The organism is Kitasatospora sp. NPDC054795 (genome assembly GCF_053611565.1).
This window is the reverse complement of the sequence record NZ_JBSHAP010000015.1, coordinates 25,223-40,417: the sequence shown is the minus strand read 5'-3', so window position 1 is coordinate 40,417 and position 15,195 is coordinate 25,223. Positions and strand designations below refer to the sequence as shown.

17 protein-coding genes and 1 tRNA gene are annotated in these 15,195 nt (G+C 72.7%); 5 read left to right on the top strand and 13 right to left on the bottom strand.

Annotation, left to right across the window (positions count from 1 at the left end; all coding sequences use genetic code 11):
• Positions 1 to 50: 50 nt before the first annotated feature.
• The 7 genes from ACWGJO_RS07895 to ACWGJO_RS07865 form a co-directional block, all read right to left on the bottom strand.
• Positions 51 to 968: an RNA polymerase sigma factor SigF gene (locus ACWGJO_RS07895; RefSeq protein ID WP_380358919.1), complete on the bottom strand. Its 918-nt coding sequence runs from the start codon at positions 966 to 968 to the stop codon at positions 51 to 53.
• Positions 969 to 1,232: 264 nt separating this feature from the next.
• Positions 1,233 to 1,526: a Dabb family protein gene (locus ACWGJO_RS07890; protein ID WP_360351558.1), complete on the bottom strand. Its 294-nt coding sequence runs from the start codon at positions 1,524 to 1,526 to the stop codon at positions 1,233 to 1,235.
• 79 nt (positions 1,527 to 1,605) lie between these two features.
• A complete protein-coding gene (locus tag ACWGJO_RS07885) occupies positions 1,606 to 1,746 on the bottom strand; it encodes a hypothetical protein (protein WP_359913966.1) in 141 nt (46 codons plus the stop codon).
• Between the two features lie 478 nt (positions 1,747 to 2,224).
• Positions 2,225 to 2,311 (bottom strand) — tRNA-Ser (locus tag ACWGJO_RS07880).
• A gap of 81 nt (positions 2,312 to 2,392) precedes the next feature.
• Entirely contained in the window at positions 2,393 to 2,920 is a 528-nt protein-coding gene (gene tadA, locus ACWGJO_RS07875; RefSeq protein ID WP_359913955.1) for a tRNA adenosine(34) deaminase TadA, read from the bottom strand.
• Between the two features lie 50 nt (positions 2,921 to 2,970).
• A complete protein-coding gene (locus ACWGJO_RS07870) occupies positions 2,971 to 3,528 on the bottom strand; it encodes a tRNA adenosine deaminase-associated protein (RefSeq protein ID WP_452182649.1) in 558 nt (185 codons plus the stop codon).
• 303 nt (positions 3,529 to 3,831) lie between these two features.
• Positions 3,832 to 4,035, bottom strand: coding sequence for a hypothetical protein (locus tag ACWGJO_RS07865; RefSeq protein ID WP_387689145.1), 204 nt, complete (start codon positions 4,033 to 4,035; stop codon positions 3,832 to 3,834).
• 196 nt (positions 4,036 to 4,231) lie between these two features.
• Between ACWGJO_RS07865 and upp the strand changes: the two genes are divergently transcribed.
• Positions 4,232 to 4,867: a uracil phosphoribosyltransferase gene (gene upp / locus ACWGJO_RS07860; RefSeq protein WP_049650159.1), complete on the top strand. Its 636-nt coding sequence runs from the start codon at positions 4,232 to 4,234 to the stop codon at positions 4,865 to 4,867.
• Positions 4,868 to 4,966: 99 nt separating this feature from the next.
• On the opposite strand, the gene ACWGJO_RS07855 is transcribed toward upp, so the two are convergent.
• Together ACWGJO_RS07855 and ACWGJO_RS07850 are read right to left on the bottom strand one after the other, a co-directional pair.
• Positions 4,967 to 5,641, bottom strand: coding sequence for a LytR C-terminal domain-containing protein (locus ACWGJO_RS07855; RefSeq protein WP_452182709.1), 675 nt, complete (start codon positions 5,639 to 5,641; stop codon positions 4,967 to 4,969).
• Between the two features lie 271 nt (positions 5,642 to 5,912).
• Positions 5,913 to 6,209: a type II toxin-antitoxin system VapB family antitoxin gene (locus ACWGJO_RS07850; protein ID WP_030061387.1), complete on the bottom strand. Its 297-nt coding sequence runs from the start codon at positions 6,207 to 6,209 to the stop codon at positions 5,913 to 5,915.
• Between the two features lie 192 nt (positions 6,210 to 6,401).
• Here ACWGJO_RS07850 and ACWGJO_RS07845 point away from each other — a divergent pair, with 192 nt between their 5' ends.
• On the top strand, positions 6,402 to 7,970 hold the full coding sequence (locus tag ACWGJO_RS07845) for a helicase HerA-like domain-containing protein (protein WP_452182648.1): 1,569 nt from the start codon (positions 6,402 to 6,404) through the stop codon (positions 7,968 to 7,970).
• A gap of 61 nt (positions 7,971 to 8,031) precedes the next feature.
• Here ACWGJO_RS07845 and ACWGJO_RS07840 read toward each other — a convergent pair whose 3' ends face one another.
• Positions 8,032 to 9,198, bottom strand: coding sequence for a hypothetical protein (locus ACWGJO_RS07840; protein WP_452182647.1), 1,167 nt, complete (start codon positions 9,196 to 9,198; stop codon positions 8,032 to 8,034).
• A 101-nt stretch (positions 9,199 to 9,299) separates the two neighbouring features.
• Positions 9,300 to 9,959 carry a rhomboid family intramembrane serine protease gene (locus tag ACWGJO_RS07835; RefSeq protein WP_452182646.1) on the bottom strand — a complete coding sequence of 220 codons (660 nt, stop codon included), beginning with the start codon at positions 9,957 to 9,959 and terminating at the stop codon, positions 9,300 to 9,302.
• A gap of 97 nt (positions 9,960 to 10,056) precedes the next feature.
• On the opposite strand from ACWGJO_RS07835, the gene ACWGJO_RS07830 reads away from it, so the two are divergent.
• Entirely contained in the window at positions 10,057 to 10,575 is a 519-nt protein-coding gene (locus ACWGJO_RS07830) for a YbhB/YbcL family Raf kinase inhibitor-like protein (protein ID WP_452182645.1), read from the top strand.
• 3 nt (positions 10,576 to 10,578) lie between these two features.
• The gene (locus ACWGJO_RS07825; RefSeq protein WP_452182644.1) at positions 10,579 to 11,475 is read left to right on the top strand and encodes a hypothetical protein; all 897 of its coding nucleotides are present in this window, start codon (positions 10,579 to 10,581) and stop codon (positions 11,473 to 11,475) included.
• Here the strand turns inward: ACWGJO_RS07825 and ACWGJO_RS07820 are convergent.
• Positions 11,472 to 12,494, bottom strand: a complete 1,023-nt coding sequence (locus ACWGJO_RS07820) for a helix-turn-helix transcriptional regulator (protein WP_452182643.1) — start codon at positions 12,492 to 12,494, stop codon at positions 11,472 to 11,474. The genes ACWGJO_RS07825 and ACWGJO_RS07820 overlap by 4 nt on opposite strands.
• Before the next feature lie 112 nt (positions 12,495 to 12,606).
• Between ACWGJO_RS07820 and ACWGJO_RS07815 the strand changes: the two genes are divergently transcribed.
• Positions 12,607 to 14,085 (top strand): MFS transporter, encoded by a 1,479-nt coding sequence (locus tag ACWGJO_RS07815; protein WP_452182708.1) that lies wholly within the window; start codon positions 12,607 to 12,609, stop codon positions 14,083 to 14,085.
• Between the two features lie 129 nt (positions 14,086 to 14,214).
• Here the strand turns inward: ACWGJO_RS07815 and ACWGJO_RS07810 are convergent, their stop codons facing one another.
• Positions 14,215 to 14,859: an HhH-GPD-type base excision DNA repair protein gene (locus tag ACWGJO_RS07810; protein WP_359905604.1), complete on the bottom strand. Its 645-nt coding sequence runs from the start codon at positions 14,857 to 14,859 to the stop codon at positions 14,215 to 14,217.
• Positions 14,860 to 15,195: the final 336 nt, after the last annotated feature.

Sequence of the window (15,195 nt, the reverse complement as noted above, 5' to 3'; positions counted from 1 at the left end):
GGCAAACCCGAACGTCGCAAGATGTCACGCCGGGGTAACTGGCTGCAATCTCACTCTTCCCAGGAGTTGCCGGTCCGAAGCCTGGTCAGGATCCGTGAGAGCAGCCGGGACACGTGCATCTGGGACATCCCCAGCTCGGTGCTGATCTGGGACTGGGTCAGGTTGGCGAAGAACCGCAGCATCACGATCCGGCGCTCCCGCTCGGGGAGCTGGACCAGCAGGTGGCGGACCATGTCCCGGTGCTCGACCTCGGCCAGCGCGGAGTCCTCGTAGCCGAGCCGGTCGAGCAGAGCGAGCCCGCCCTCGTGCTCCTGCGCGGCCTCCAGGGAGGCCGCGTTGTAGGCCCGCCCGGCGTCCAGGCAGGCCCGCACGTCCTCCTCGGGGATCCGCAGGCTGGCGGCGATCTCGGGCACCTTGGGCACCCGCCCGTGCAGCACCGTCAGCTCCTCCATCGCACCGCTGACCTGGACCCACAGCTCCTGGAGCCGGCGCGGTACGTGCATGGTGCGGACGTTGTCCCGGAAGTAGCGCTTGATCTCGCCCAGGATGGTCGGCAGCGCGTAGGTGGGGAACTGGACGCCGCGGCCGGGGTCGAAGCGGTCGATCGCGTTGATCAGGCCGATGGTGCCGACCTGGACGACGTCCTCCATCGGTTCGCTGCGGCTGCGGAAGCGGGTGGCCGCATAGCGGACCAGCGGGATGTTCACCTCGATCAGGGCGGCCCGCACCCGCTCCCGCTCGGGGGCGTCCGGGGGCAGCTCGGCGAGCCGTTCGAACAGCACCCGGGTCAGCGTCCGGACGTCCACGGCGGGGCGGCCGCCGGGGCCGCGCAGCCGGTCCGGGCGGAGCTCGCCGGCCGGGCTGGTGATCGCAGCCAGCACTTCGTCCACGGACACCTCACCCCTCCCAAAGTCGTCAACGGCGGGCCCTGCGGATCGGGTGTCGCGGCTGGCTCGGTATCTCGCCATGTCCGGCAAAACCGGTCATAGCATCACAAGGTGGGCACACATCGGGCAAGCACCCGACGGAGGTGTGTTGGTGGGGTGTTCAACCTTTCCCGGGCCGGCCGGCGAAGTGCCGCACGGATCGTTCCGGGGCGGAGCAGGGCGCCCCGCCCGGAGGCCGGGCGGGGCGCGGCGGTCCGTCCGGGGGACGCGTCCGGGGCGGGTTCCGGACGGGCGGGGTCGGACGGACGGGTTCCGGACGGGGCCGGACGAGGGCCGGACGGGTGCTCAGACCTCGATGTCGGCGATCACCCAGGTGGCGAACTCGCGCCAGAGGCCGGCCGCGGCCTGGTGGTCCGGGTGGGTCAGGTAGGCCTGGAGGGCGTCGCGGTCCTCGACCAGGCTGTTGATCGCGTAGTCGTACGCGATGTCGCGCTCGGTGGTGTTCCAGCCGCACTCCCACTCGCGCAGCTCGGGGATCACCGCGCCGAGCGCGTCGAAGGCCTTGGCGCCGGCGAGCACGCGCTCTTCGTCCTTGCTGACGCCTTCGTTGAGCTTGAACAGGACCAGGTGGCGGATCACGATTGCCGCTCCTCGCGGACGGGGACAGAGGGTCCCGCTCACCGTAGCCGGTGCGCCGGGGCCGGTCGCGGGCCGTCCGTCACTTGATCAGACCGGTCATGAAGGTGCCGACCGCCTTGGCGGCGTTCGAGATCCCCTCGAACCCGAGTTGCACCAGCTCCGCCGACCGGGAGGGCGAGGTGATGATCGAGTAGAGCACGAAGATGAGCAGGAGGGCCATGCCGATCCTCTTCGCCTGCGCCATCGGGTGACCTGCCTCCCAGCCGTGGGCCGCCGTCATCCGGTCCCCGAGCGGCCTGCAGGGGGCAGCTTATCCACCCGGACGGGCTATCAAGTGTGCGACGCGTTCGGCCGGCGGGACGAAGGTCCCCGCGAGTGGGGCCTTTCTCCGGATGCCCCGTCGCGGGCCGGGCGGCAGGATGGAGGACGTACCGAGGATCTGGCAGGAATCCCCGGTGCGTGGATCCGGAGCTCCCCGCTGTGGGACCGGTCGCTGCGGCTTCCCCCGACGCGGCGCCGGTTGTGGGACTCCGCCGGGGGAGCGGTCAGTCCCCCCGAGCCGCTCCCCCTCCAGGCTCCGTACGGACCGGGCACCGGTGGTCATCGGCCCGGGGTGCGGAGCCGTTTTTCGTGCCCGGACACCGGTCGGACAAACGCCGAGGGCCCGTCCGGATCGGACGGGCCCTCGGGCTTTCGAGCGGTAGCGGTGGGATTCGAACCCACGGTGGAGTTGCCCCCACACACGCTTTCGAGGCGTGCTCCTTTGGCCGCTCGGACACGCTACCGAGAGGAACTCTACCGGAGGGGTGGCGCAGTCACGAAATCCGTGACGCCACGGCGGTCGGTGGGCTCTCGGCGGTGGGCTCTCAGCGGTGGGTGTCGAAGAAGGCGCGCAGTTGTTCGCCGCACTCGTCGGCGAGGACGCCCCAGATCACCTCGGGGCGGTGGTTGAGCCGGCGGTCGCGCATCACGTCGAAGAGCGAGCCGGCCGCGCCGGCCTTCTCGTCGAGGGCGCCGTAGACCACCCGGTCGATCCGGGACAGCACGATGGCGCCCGCGCACATGGTGCACGGCTCCAGGGTGACGACAAGTGTGCAGCCGCTCAGCCGCCATTCCCCGGTCTTCTCGGCCGCCTGCCGGATCGCGACCACCTCGGCGTGCGCGGTCGGGTCGCCGACCGCCTCGCGCTCGTTGTGGCCGCGTCCGATCACCTCGCCGTCCGGGTCCAGGACGAGCGCCCCGACCGGCACGTCCCCGGTGGCCGGCGCCAGCGCGGCCTCGGCCATGGCCAGGCGCATCGGCGCCGCCCAGCGGTCGCGGACCGGGTCGGGGCGGACGGGAGCGGGCAACGGGGGGACGCGCGGAACGGTCAGCGGGGTGGATGCGGGCTGCATGGCATCCAGTGTCGGGTATCCGGCGGCGGACACCGGTACGACCGACCCCTCTACCGGACGGCCTCCAGGACCTCGCCGCAGCCCAGGGCCTCGGCGATCTCCTCCAGGGCGTCGCCCGGCACCGCGCCCTCGCCGCTGAGCGCGAGCAGGGCCTCGGAGGCGAGGCCGAACTCGGTGAGCAGGTGGGCGTCGCCCAGCGGGCCGACCGGGACGCCGCCGCGGGCGTCGGCGTCCTCCTCGTCCTGCTCCTCGGCCTCCGCGGTCTCGTCCAGCAGGTGGTCCAGGTCGCCGAACTCGCTCTCGCCGGCCTGGTCGACCAACTCGTCGGTGAGGACGGACCCGTAGGAGCTGCGGGCGGCCGCGGCGCCGTCCGACACGAAGATCCGCGGGTCCTCCTCGCCGTCCACGCGGACGACGGCGAACCAGGCGTCCTCCTGTTCGATGAAGATCAGGACGCTGTCGTCGTCCTGGGCGGAGTCGCGGGCCAGGTCGGCCAGATCGGCCAGGGTTTCGACGTCGTCGAGCTCCGTCTCGCTCACATCCCACCCGTCCTCAGTGCGAGCAAGCACTGCAGCGAAGTACGCCACCAGGGACACTCCCAAGATCATCGGTCTCGGCTGCCGGCACGCACGGGCGACGCGAAAATCTGGCCGCCCCCGCGCCAGGGGCGGTCCGCTTGTTCGGACCGTCCCATCGGAATCGTGACAGAAAGCCCGCCCTCGCGGGGGGTGTTCGGCAGCGCGTCTTTGCAGGTCGTGTCGGAAGGGCCGGGTGGCGGACGGCGAAGTCGGGCGTGGCGGTCCGAAGCCGGTCGAAATTTGCTCCGAACGCCCGCCCGGGGCCGCCTCGGGCCGTTTCCGGGTCCGCGCCCGGGGCGCGCGGCGGGGCGGCGCTGGGCCGTCCGGGCCTTGTCAGATCCGGAAGGTTCGCATCCGCATGGCCTCGCGCATCCGCCGCTCCTTGGTCCGCCGGGGCTGGACCCGCTCCCGCAGCTCGCGCGCCTCGGTGAGTTCGCGCAGGAAGACGGCCCGCCGCCTGCGGCGCTCCGCCTCGGTCTCGGGGTGGTCGTGCGGCGGGCCCGGGCTCCGGCCCGACCCGTCGACGGGCTCGTCCATCGAGCCGTCCCCGGCGTTCGGGTTGCTCGTCATAAGAGGTGACATTCCCAGAACGGCCCGGTTGATACCACAGGAGGCACTTCCGTCCGGACATTCGCGACAGGTCACGGCGTGTCACGAGCGTGTCACCCGGACCGCCGCCCGGCTGGGGCACGGCGGGTCGTACACCCCTCCGGACCCGGGCTAACCTCGACACATGCGTCTCCACGTCGTCGACCACCCCCTGGTCGCCCACAAGCTCTCCACCCTGCGCGACGAGCGCACCGACTCGCCGACCTTCCGTCGCCTGACCGACGAGCTGGTGACCCTCCTCGCCTACGAGGCCACCCGCGACGTCCGCACCGACGAGGTGGAGATCACCACGCCCGTCGCGGTCACGCTGGGTACCCGGCTCAGCTACCCGCGCCCGCTGGTGGTCCCGATCCTGCGGGCAGGCCTCGGCATGCTGGACGGGATGACCCGCCTGCTGCCGACCGCCGAGGTCGGCTTCCTCGGCATGGTCCGCAACGAGGAGACCCTGGAGGCCTCCACCTACGCCACCCGGATGCCGGACGACCTCTCCGGCCGCCAGGTCTACGTGCTCGACCCGATGCTGGCCACCGGCGGCACCCTGGTCGCCGCGATCAGGATGCTGATCGAGCGCGGTGCCACCGACGTCACCGCCGTGGTGCTGCTGGCCGCGCCCGAGGGCGTCGAGGTGATGGAGCGGGAGCTGGCAGGTCTGCCGGTCACCGTGGTCACCGCGGCCGTGGACGAGCGGCTCAACGAGAACGGCTACATCGTCCCCGGCCTGGGCGACGCGGGCGACCGGCTGTACGGCACGGCCGGCTGAGCCCCCCACCCGAACCACCCGAACCACCGAACACCGAGAGCCCCCGGCACTGCGTCTGCCGGGGGCTCTCGGTGTTCGGCTCCGGTGTCCGGTGGCGGTTCAGCAGCTGCCGGTGGCGGTCGGGGCGGGGGAGGGCTTGGTGGCCAGGGCGAGGGCGGCGGCCGCCTGGGTCTCGTCCAGCAGGGCGTTGTAGCTGTCGCCGATCACGAAGTCCACGGTGGTGTCGGTGCGGGCGTCGGCGGTGACGGCGGCACCGGCGATCTGCGAGCCGACCAGGGTGCCCGCGCCGGCACCGGCCGGACCGGCGATCACCTGGGCGGTGCCGGGCACCTTCTTGTCCAGCTCGGCCGGGGCGTTGCCGACCTTGCCGATGACGAAGCCGCGCTTCTTGAGCTCCTCGGCCGTCCGGCCGGCCAGACCGGCCTTGGTGGTGGCGTTGTAGACGTTCACGGTGACCGCGGTGGCCTGCGGGACGGCGTGCGGGTCGCCCTGCCCGGCGGCGGGCGCGTCGGCGGCACCCGGGGTGGCGCCCGGCGTCGGGGCTGCCAGCGCCTTGCCGGACGGGGTCGCGCAGGCCTGTGCCGAGGCGTTCTTGTTCCTGCCGGTGAAGATGTCGTACAGCTGCGCGCCGCCGAGCGCGATCAGGGCCAGGGCGAGCAGGCCGGCGAGCGCGGCGATCACCTTGCGGCTCTTCTTCGGAGGCCGGCCCAACCGCGGGTAGGTGTTGCCGGTGACGCGGTACTGCTTCCCCTTGAGGCCTTGGGGAGTCAACATGCTCACGGTTTGTCTCCCCCTCGTGCCAGGGCGGGGTCGGGATGACGGATCGGCCGGGTGGGGACTTCCCCGGTGCGGGCGGAATCCCCTGGTCGCGGCCGTAGTCAGCAGCGTAGTGCCGTACGGCCTCGAAGGTACTAAACGATCATCATCTGGCGTACCCCGGTACCCGAAAGGGGGTACCGGGGTACGCGCGGACCGCCCTCCGCCGGATGGCGAGGGGGCGGTCCGGAAAGCCCGTGGCGGCCCGACGGCCCGATGACCGGGTCCGTCACTCCATTTCGAGGACGCGGGCGTGCAGCACCTGGCGCTGCTGCAACGCGGCCCGGACGGCCCGGTGCAGGCCGTCCTCCAGGTAGAGGTCGCCGTGCCACTTCACCACGTGGGCGAAGAGGTCCCCGTAGAACGTCGAGTCCTCGGCCAGAAGGGTTTCGAGGTCGAGTTGGCCCTTGGTGGTCACCAGCTGGTCGAGCCGCACCGGGCGCGGGGCGACGTCAGCCCACTGGCGGGTGCTCGTCCGGCCGTGATCCGGGTACGGCCGCCCATTGCCGATGCGCTTGAAGATCACACGGAAAGCCTACCGTTCGGACGGCGGATGGCGCAGCAGCCGCGACGCCGCCACGCGCGCCGGTGTGAACTGCGCATGGACGAATGCAGCTGTTTGATGGGAAATGTCGCGAACTTCGCCCGGTGCCGATCGGGTTCCGCGCCGATGCAGAAGCGTTCCGAAGCGTTCCGATCCGCTCAGGAGTGTGCACCGATGTCCTCCGACCCCACCCCGCCGGGCGTCCTGGAGATCGCCGACGGGTACGCCTTCACCGGTCCCGCCCTCGACCTCGGCGCCGTGCTGCTGGACGGCACCGCGTACCCGGACGCCCAGGTGCGCATCCCGCTGGGCGTGCTCAACCGGCACGGGCTGGTCGCCGGGGCCACCGGCACCGGGAAGACCAAGACCCTCCAACTGATCGCCGAACAGCTCTCCGGGCAGGGCGTGCCGGTGTTCCTCGCCGACATCAAGGGGGACGTCTCCGGCATCGCCGCGCCCGGGGCGCCGAGCGAGCGGACCGGCGCCCGGGCCGCCGAAGTGGGGCAGCGGTGGTCGCCGCAGGGCTGCCCGGCCGAGTTCTACTCGCTCGGCGGACAGGGCGCCGGCATCCCGGTCCGGGCCACCGTCACCAGCTTCGGACCGCTGCTGCTGGCCAAGGTGCTCGACCTGAACGAGACCCAGGAGTCCTCGCTCAGCCTGGTGTTCCACTACGCCGACGGCAAGGGCCTGGAGCTCTACGACCTCAAGGACCTCACCGCGGTGATCGCCTTCCTCGCCTCGCCCGAGGGCAAGGAGGAGCTGCGGACCATCGGCGGGCTCTCGGCGGCCACCGCCGGGGTCATCCTGCGCGCGCTCACCGTGCTGGAGCACGAGGGGGCCGGGGCGTTCTTCGGCGAGCCCGAGTTCGACACCGCCGAGCTGCTGCGGACCGCTCCGGACGGCCGGGGCGTCGTCTCGGTGCTGGAACTGCCCGCCGTGCAGGACCGGCCGCGGCTGTTCTCCACCTTCCTGATGTGGCTGCTCGCCGACCTCTACCAGGAGCTGCCCGAGGTGGGCGACCTCGACAAGCCCAAGCTGGTCTTCTTCTTCGACGAGGCGCACCTGCTGTTCAAGGGCGCCTCCAAGGCCTTCCTGGAGGCGATCACCCAGACCGTGCGGCTGATCCGCTCCAAGGGCGTCGGCATCTTCTTCGTGACCCAGACGCCGCGGGACGTGCCGTCCGACGTGCTGGCGCAGCTGGGCAACCGGGTGCAGCACGCGCTGCGCGCCTTCACCCCGGACGACGCCAAGGCGCTCAAGGCCACCGTCTCGACCTTTCCGCGCTCCTTGTACGACCTCGGTGCGGTGCTGACCTCGCTGGGCACCGGCGAGGCCGTGGTCACCGTCCTCTCCGAGAAGGGTGCGCCGACGCCGGTCGCGGCGACCAGGCTGCGGGCGCCGCAGTCGCTGATGGGGCCGATCGGGGCGACGGCCCTGCAGGCGGTGGTGGACGCCTCGCCGCTGACGGCGCGCTACCGGGACGCGATCGACCGGGAGTCGGCGTACGAGAAGCTGGCGACGCGTGCCCCGCGGCCCCAGGCGGCGCCCACCGGGCCCGGGGCGTCGACGCCCGCCGAGCGGGTGCCGGGGCGGGAGGCGCCGAGGGAGAAGGAGGGTGCGGGCGGGCTGCTCGGGTCGCTGCTGAGCAACCCGACCGTGAAGTCCTTCGCGCGCTCGGCCGGGAAGCAGCTCGGGCAGGAGATCTCGCGCAGCCTGTTCGGGACATCCAAGCGGCGGCGCTGACCGGTCGGGCGGGGCCGGCCGGTGGGGCGGTGCGCCTGTCGGTGGGCGTGGCGCCGGCCGGTCAGGCGGAGAGTGCGGCGCCGATCCGGTCCAGGGAGGACAGCCGCATCAGGCCGTAATTGTAGAACTCCACCTCGGGGACGCCGAGTTCGCGCAGGGTGGCGATCTTGGCGGCGAGGTTCTCCGGGCCGTCGCAGTCGGAGGACATCGGGCGCAGGATCACCGCCATGGACTGCGGGCGGACGCCGTGCAGGGCGAAGGCGGCGACCTTCTCCCGGACCGCCTCCGGCGTCCTCGCGTAGCCGAGGGTCTCGATCCGGTCGACGGCCCCGGCGAGGGCGGGCAGGTCGATGCCGGCGAGCCAGCCCGTGCCCGGGCCGCCGCCGTCCATGAAGGTCAGCCGCATGCCGTACCGGCGGGCCTGCTCGGCGAGGTCGGCGGCCAGCGCGGTGACGGTGGTGGCGGAGGTGTCCACGTAGGCGGCGAAGGCGCCGTCGGCGAGGGTGCTCAGGTCGGCGGGCTCGGCGGCGGCGGACTCGTCGGCCAGCCGGCGGCGCAGCTCGGCGCGGACCGCCGCGGCCACCGCCTCGGCCGGGACCCCGGCGCGGGTGGCGGCGGAGCGGCAGTGCGGGCAGAAGCAGACCCCGAGCAGGGCCTCGGTGGTCGGGCCCAACTCCTCGAAGTAACGCTCGTGGTGGTAGCCGTGGCGCAGTCCGTGGAAGTGCAGGGACTCGGCGCGGATCGCGTCCACGCCGTACCGGGCCAGTTCGGCGACCAGGGTCAGCGCGTACTCCCGGACCTCCGGGTTCGCCGGGCAGAGTTCGGTGAGGTGGCGGTCGCCGAAGGCGTTGGCCGGGGCGCAGTCGGGGTGGGTGAAGCCGAGCCGGTCGTTGTGGCAGAAGACCGTCCAGGCGTGCAGCTTCAGCCCGCGGCGGCGGGCCTCCTCGGCGGCCTCGGCGAAGGGGTCGCGCTCGCCGATCGCGGTGGACGGCGCGGGGGCCAGCCGGCGGCCCCGCCAGGCGGCCGGGTCGGGGCGGAAGTACGCCGCGCCCGGCTCCAGGTAGCGGACCACCCGGCGGGGGTTGTGCGGGAAGACGTCGCGGGCCTCGTGGTAGACCGAGGCGAGGGTGACGCCGCCGACCCCGGCGCGGTCGGTGAGGTTGCCGAAGAAGGTGTCGGCGCCCTCGTCGAGCAGGTCGGTGGCGAAGGCGAGGACGGACGACTCCACGGTGCGGCTCCGGAGCTGGGGGAGGGTGAGCCGTCCACGCTAGCCGCAGGGGTGGGATTGGTCTATACCTGATGGTCCGGACGGGAATCGCCGGGCACGCCCTACAGGCCGAGCTCGTCCAGCTGCTTGAGCAGGTCGGATCCGGGGCTGGCCGGGGCGGCCCCCTGCGGTGCGGCGGGCTTCGCGGCCGGCCGGTCGCGGAGCAGGACGGCGGCGGCCAGTCCGCCGATCAGCCCGCCGAGGTGGCCCAGCCAGCTGACGCCCGGGGTGACGGGCAGGACCCCGATCAGGATGGTCGAGTAGACCACCGCGACGACGACGCCGACCACCGCGTCCAGCACGTTGCGGTCCAGGAGTCCGCGCAGCACCACGTAGCCGAGGTAGCCGTAGACCATGCCGCTCGCGCCGGCCGTCACCGTGTTCGGGCTCTCCAGCAGCCAGACCAGCAGCCCGCCGGACACCACGATCACCAGGCTGGCCAGCAGGAACTTCCGCATGCCGCGGTAGGCGGACAGGAAGCCGAGCACGAACAGCGGCCAGGAGTTCGCCTCGATGTGGCCCCAACTGAAGTGCAGGAAAGGCGAGGTGAACATTTCCGGGAGGTCCCCGACCTGCTCCGTGCGCAGGCCGAACTCCCGTGACAGCCCGTAGTCGTCCAGCCAGTTGAGCACCTGCACCGACCAGATGACGGCCTGGATGCCGAGCATGGTGAGCAGCGCGCGGCGGGAGTCGGCGAACAACTGGGCGAATTTGGCGGCCATGCCCCGACTCTAGGGGCGCCGGAAGCGTACGTGCACCCCATTACAGTGACCCGTGTCGTTCCGACCCTGAGATCCGACCGTGAGAGGTGACCAGCCCATGAGCAAGCGCGCGCCGCTGCCGTACGAGTTCCTTCCGCAGGTGCCGTCCTTCCCGCTGACCAGCCAGGACATCACCGAAGGCGCCACACTGGGCCGGGAGTTCATCCACGCCGGCGGCAACCTCTCGCCGCAGCTGGCCTGGTCGGACCTGCCGGAGGGCACCCGGAGCATCGCGGTCACCTGCTACGACCCGGACGCGCCGACCGGCTCCGGCTGGTGGCACTGGCTCGCCCTCGGCCTGCCCGCCGACACCACCGGGCTGCCGCGCGGCGCCGGCTCCTCCGACGCCGCCCTGCCCGGCGAGGCCTCCTTCCACGGCCGCAACGACTTCCCGGGCAACCAGTACGACGGCGCCGCCCCGCCGCCCGGCGCCCCGCACCGCTACGTCTTCGCGGTGCACGCGCTGGACGTCGAGAAGCTGGACGTCGCCGCCGACACCCCGCCCGCCCAGGTGGGCTTCCACCTCACCTTCCACACCCTGGGCCGGGCGCTGCTGACCGCCGAGTACGGAGTCTGACCCTTGGCGATATCCGATCGTCCGGTCGAGGTCTGGCGGCTGCCCGAGGATGAGTGGAAGGCCGGCCGCCGGGCCGTGACCTGGACGGTGGGACCGGACGGGGAGCTGGCCGTCCTGGTGGTGCCGGAGCAGTACACGGCACCGGCCGGGTCCTGGCCGGAGGTCCGGTTCCCGTACGAGGCCGAGGTGGTCGTGATGGGCCCCCGCGGGGAGTGGCGGGTGCCGCTGTCAGGGGTCGACTGCTCGCCGGACCACCTGGCGCTGCTGCCGGGCGGCCGGCTGCTGCTGGTCGGGGCCCGGGCCGAGCAGGACGGGGAGGAGTGGCGGCCCAACGGCTTCGTGTACGGCCCCGACGGGACCTGCGGCCGGGAGCTCCTCCTCGGTGACGACACGCCCGTGCTGGTGACCGACCGGGACGGCCGGATCTGGATGGCCTACGGGGACGAGGGCATCTACGGCGACCACCCGATGTCCTGCGCGGGACTCCGGGCCGCAGACACCCACGGCCGGGTGGTGTGGAGCCCGGACCACCGGAAGGACCTGCCCGGGTACCCCCTGGAGGGCCTGGCCGGAGCCACCGAGGGACGGTATACCTGGCTGGCCTGGTACCCGGGCTCCTCGGGCAGCTACCTCACCCGGATCGAGGCGGCCGGCGGGACCTCGTCCACGGTGCCCTGCCCGGTCCGGACGCCGGTCGGCTTCGCGGTCCGCGCCCGGGAGGGCGTCTTCCTGTCCCAGGGCGGGGAGCTGACCTGGCACCTGCTCGTCGGCAAGCAGTGGAAGCAGACCGGGAAGCGCCGGCCGGACGTGCCCGGCGAGCTCGACCGCCGCCGTGCCTACGGCCGGGACGGCGTGCTGTGGTTCAGGTCCGGCAACGGCTGGTACCGGGTCGAGGTCTAGGAAGGGCCCTGGCGTCGGCCCCGGGGCCGGCCCCGGGACGGGTCCGGCCCGCCCCGGTCCGGCGCCCCCGCCGCGTGCTCGGCGCGGGCCGCCAGTGCGCGCAGGTGCTCGCGCAGCGCGGGCGGCTCGTGCACCTCGAAGGCGCAGTCCAGCGAGAGCAGCCGCATCGCCGTCCACTCCAGGGAGTCGGTGCGGGAGCGGAGCCGGCAGCTGTGCCCGTCGATCGGCTCGACCTCGCAGTCGCCCGGCCGGAGGCTGCGGCGGACCCGCTCCGCCGGGGCGTGCACGGTGGCGACCACGGTGCCGCTCGGTGACGGGCGGTGCAGCTTGCCCGCCACGTAGGCGGCGGCGTCCTCGGCGGGGAGCGGGCGCGGGGTGAAGCGGACGCCGGTGGCGGCCGGGCCGCTCAGCCGGTCGACCCGGAAGAGCCGCCAGTCCTCGCGGTCCAGGTCGTAGCCCACCAGGTACCAGCGGCGGCCGACCGAGACCAGCCGCTCGGGCTCGACCTGCCGCCTGGTCTCGGCCCCGTCGTACGCCCGGTAGCCGAAGCGCAGCCGCTCCCGGGCGGTGACGGCGCGGGCAAGCACGGTGAGGTCCTCCGGGTCGACGGTCGGGCCGTCCCCGGTGAGCAGCGGCACGGTGGCGGAGTTGAGCGTCCCGACCCGCTGCCGCAGCCGGCCCGGCAGCACCTGGAGCAGCTTGCCGAGCGCCCGTACCGAGGCCTCCTCGATGCCGACCACGGCGTGCCCGGCCGCGGCGCGCAGCCCGACCGCGATGGCCACCGCCTCCTCGTCGTCCAGCAGCAGCGGGGGCATCGCCGTGCCCGCGACCAGCCGGTAGCCGCCGTCCGGGCCCATGCTGGCCCGCACCGGGTAGCCGAGCTCGCGCAGCCGGTCGATGTCGCGCCGGATGGTGCGCGGGCTGACGCCGAGCCGCTCGGCGAGTTCGCTGCCGGGCCACTCGCGCGGGGTCTGGAGCAGGGACAGGAGGCTCAGCAGCCGGGCCGGGGTGTCGCTCATGGCGTCCAGCATGCCCGACCAACTGGGACAGGTTCTGACCTACACGGCCGTTACTGTCGCGGACGTGGAGAAGAGCGGCGTGGACGTGAAGAAGAAAAAAGAGGAGACCGCAATGAGTACCGCGGCAGCGGACCGGCGGAGGTGGATCGCGCTGACGATCGTGATGGTGGCCTCCTTCATGGACCTGGTGGACGTCACCATCGTCAACATCGCCATCCCGAGCATCCAGCAGGACACCGGCGCCTCCTTCAGCGCCATCCAGTGGGTGACCGGCGGCTACGCGCTGGCCTTCGCGATCGGGCTGATCACCGGCGGCCGGCTGGGCGACATCCACGGCCGCAAGCGGGTGTTCCTGATCGGGATCGGCGGCTTCACGCTGGCCTCGGCACTGTGCGGGCTGGCCTCCGGCCCGGAGATGCTGGTCGCGACCCGGCTGCTCCAGGGCGGGACGGCGGCGCTGATGGTGCCGCAGGTGCTGTCGATCATCCACGCGACCTTCCCGGCGGAGGAGCGCGGCAAGGTGTTCGGCCTGTTCGGCGCGGTGGTCGGGCTGGGCGCGGTCTCCGGTCCGCTGATCGGCGCGCTGCTCACCGAGTGGGACCTGTTCGGTCTGGCCTGGCGGCCGATCTTCCTGATCAACCTGCCGGTCGGCATCGCCGGCCTGCTGCTCGGCCGCCGCTTCATCGACGAGTCGAAGGCCGACCAGGCGCTGAAGCTGGACCTGGTGGGCGTGGCGCTGGCCAGCCTCGGCCTGCTGATGCTGATCTACCCGCTGACGCACGGCCGGGAGGCCGGCTGGCCGCTGTGGGGCTACCTGTCTATGGCCGGGAGCCTGCCGGTGTTCGCGCTGTTCGTGGTGTACGAGAAGGTCAAGACGCGGCGGGACGGCTCGCCGCTGGTGGAGCTGGCGCTGTTCCGGGTGAAGTCCTTCGCGGCCGGCATCTGCGTGCAGCTGGCCTTCGGCGTGGCGCTCGGCATCTACTTCCTGGTCTGGACCCTCTACATGCAGGTGGGCCTGGGCTGGAGCCCGCTCAAGGCCGGCGCGACCGGGATCCCGTTCTCGATCGCGGTCTCCACGGCGGCCGGACTGTCGGTGCAGAAGCTGGTGCCGCGGTTCGGCCGGAAGGTTCTGCAGACCGGCGCGCTGGTGATGGCGGCGGGCGTGCTCGTCTACATCTGGGAGGCGGACCGGTACGGGACGGCGATCACGACCTGGCAGATGGTGCTGCCGCTGGTGGTGATGGGTCTCGGGATGGGTCTGATCGTCGCGCCGATCACCGACGCGGTGCTGGCGGAGGTGCCGCGCGAGCACGCCGGTTCGGCGTCCGGGCTGATCAACACCGTGCAGCAGGTGGGCAACGCGCTCGGGCTCGGCCTGGTGTCGGTGGCCTTCTTCGGGGCGATGGACGACGTGGTCGCGCCGGAGGCGGTCGGGGCGGCGTTCGGCGGGGCCTTCGTGAACGCGATGTGGTGGGTCGTCGGGGTGCTGCTCGCCGTCTTCCTGCTGATGTTCGCGCTGCCGCGGCGGCGCAAGGCGGCCGGGGCCGTGGCCGGCGCCACCGCCGAGGAGCGGGAGCCCGTCCTGATCTGACGGAGCGCTCCCGTTCGCGGGCCCCGGTCGCGCGGCGCGGCCGGGGCCCGCGTCGCGCTCTGGGAGGGCCCGGCCCCGACGCGGTCGGCCGGGTGGGTCGACCGCCGGTACGGGCGGCCGGGCCGTCGGTCAGCGCGCACCGGTCGGGGCGGGGGCGGCGGTCGTACGGGTGGTGGTGCGCGGTTTGGCGGCGGCCTTGGCCTCCTTCGCGACGCGCTTCATCTCCTGCTTGAACTCACGTACCAGGGTGAGGGATTCGGGGCCGGTGATGTCCGCGACCGAGCGGTGCGCACCCTCCTCGCCGTACGCCCCGGCCGCCTCGCGCCAGCCCTCCGGCCGCACCCCGTACTGCTTGCCGAGCAGGGCCAGGAAGATCTGCGACTTCTGCTTGCCGAAGCCGGGCAGGGCGTTGAGCCGGCTGAGCAGTTCCTTGCCGGTGCGGACGTTCTTCCACAGCGCCGCGGCGTCGCCGTCGTACTGCGCGACGAGGAACTGGCAGAGCTGCTGCACCCGTTTGGCCATCGCGGCCGGGTAGCGGTGCACCGCGGGCTTCGCGGAGAGGAGCGCGACGAACTCCTCCGGGTTGTAGGTGGCGATCTCGTGGGCGTCCAGGTCGTCGTGGCCGAGGCGCTGCGCGATGGTCAGCGGGCCGGTGAACGCCCACTCCATCGGGACCTGCTGGTCCAGCAGCATGCCGACGAGCGCGGCGAGCGCACTTCGTCCGAGCAGTTCGTCGGCCTCGGGCTGTTGTGCGAGCCGAACGGTGACGTTCACGGGCTTGCCCTCCTCGGGGTTGACGTCCGGTCGGCGCCCAGTCTGGTGGACGCGGCGTTGGCGCACAGGATCAACACGCCCGTAGCCGGGGAAGTCGTCTCTGTTCAAGGCCTTGCCAGAGCTGCATTGTTCGTTGGCGGAGCGGTTGCCGGGGGTAGCGGCGGGGTGTCGCGGACAATTTTTTGCCCGCGCCTGTCACATCCGGCGGATGCCCCGGGTCAGGGGAGTGCCGAACCGAACAGCCGTCGAATGGGAGCGCTCCAATGTCCGTCGCCCACACCGTCGTCACCGTCCTCGCCGCCCTCATGGTCGGCTTCTCGGCCTACTCCGTCTTCG

Excerpts from the sequence above, each read along its gene's own strand:
- ACWGJO_RS07895 (WP_380358919.1), bottom strand. The coding sequence starts at position 968 with ATGGCGAGATACCGAGCCAGCCGCGACACCCGATCCGCAGGGCCCGCC.
- ACWGJO_RS07885 (WP_359913966.1), bottom strand. The coding sequence starts at position 1,746 with ATGGCCCTCCTGCTCATCTTCGTGCTCTACTCGATCATCACCTCGCCC.
- tadA (WP_359913955.1), bottom strand. The coding sequence starts at position 2,920 with ATGCAGCCCGCATCCACCCCGCTGACCGTTCCGCGCGTCCCCCCGTTG.
- ACWGJO_RS07870 (WP_452182649.1), bottom strand. The coding sequence starts at position 3,528 with ATGATCTTGGGAGTGTCCCTGGTGGCGTACTTCGCTGCAGTGCTTGCT.
- ACWGJO_RS07865 (WP_387689145.1), bottom strand. The coding sequence starts at position 4,035 with ATGGACGAGCCCGTCGACGGGTCGGGCCGGAGCCCGGGCCCGCCGCAC.
- upp (WP_049650159.1), top strand. The coding sequence starts at position 4,232 with ATGCGTCTCCACGTCGTCGACCACCCCCTGGTCGCCCACAAGCTCTCC.
- ACWGJO_RS07855 (WP_452182709.1), bottom strand. The coding sequence starts at position 5,641 with ATGTTGACTCCCCAAGGCCTCAAGGGGAAGCAGTACCGCGTCACCGGC.
- ACWGJO_RS07845 (WP_452182648.1), top strand. The coding sequence starts at position 6,402 with ATGTCCTCCGACCCCACCCCGCCGGGCGTCCTGGAGATCGCCGACGGG.
- ACWGJO_RS07835 (WP_452182646.1), bottom strand. The coding sequence starts at position 9,959 with ATGGCCGCCAAATTCGCCCAGTTGTTCGCCGACTCCCGCCGCGCGCTG.
- ACWGJO_RS07830 (WP_452182645.1), top strand. The coding sequence starts at position 10,057 with ATGAGCAAGCGCGCGCCGCTGCCGTACGAGTTCCTTCCGCAGGTGCCG.
- ACWGJO_RS07820 (WP_452182643.1), bottom strand. The coding sequence starts at position 12,494 with ATGAGCGACACCCCGGCCCGGCTGCTGAGCCTCCTGTCCCTGCTCCAG.
- ACWGJO_RS07815 (WP_452182708.1), top strand. The coding sequence starts at position 12,607 with ATGAGTACCGCGGCAGCGGACCGGCGGAGGTGGATCGCGCTGACGATC.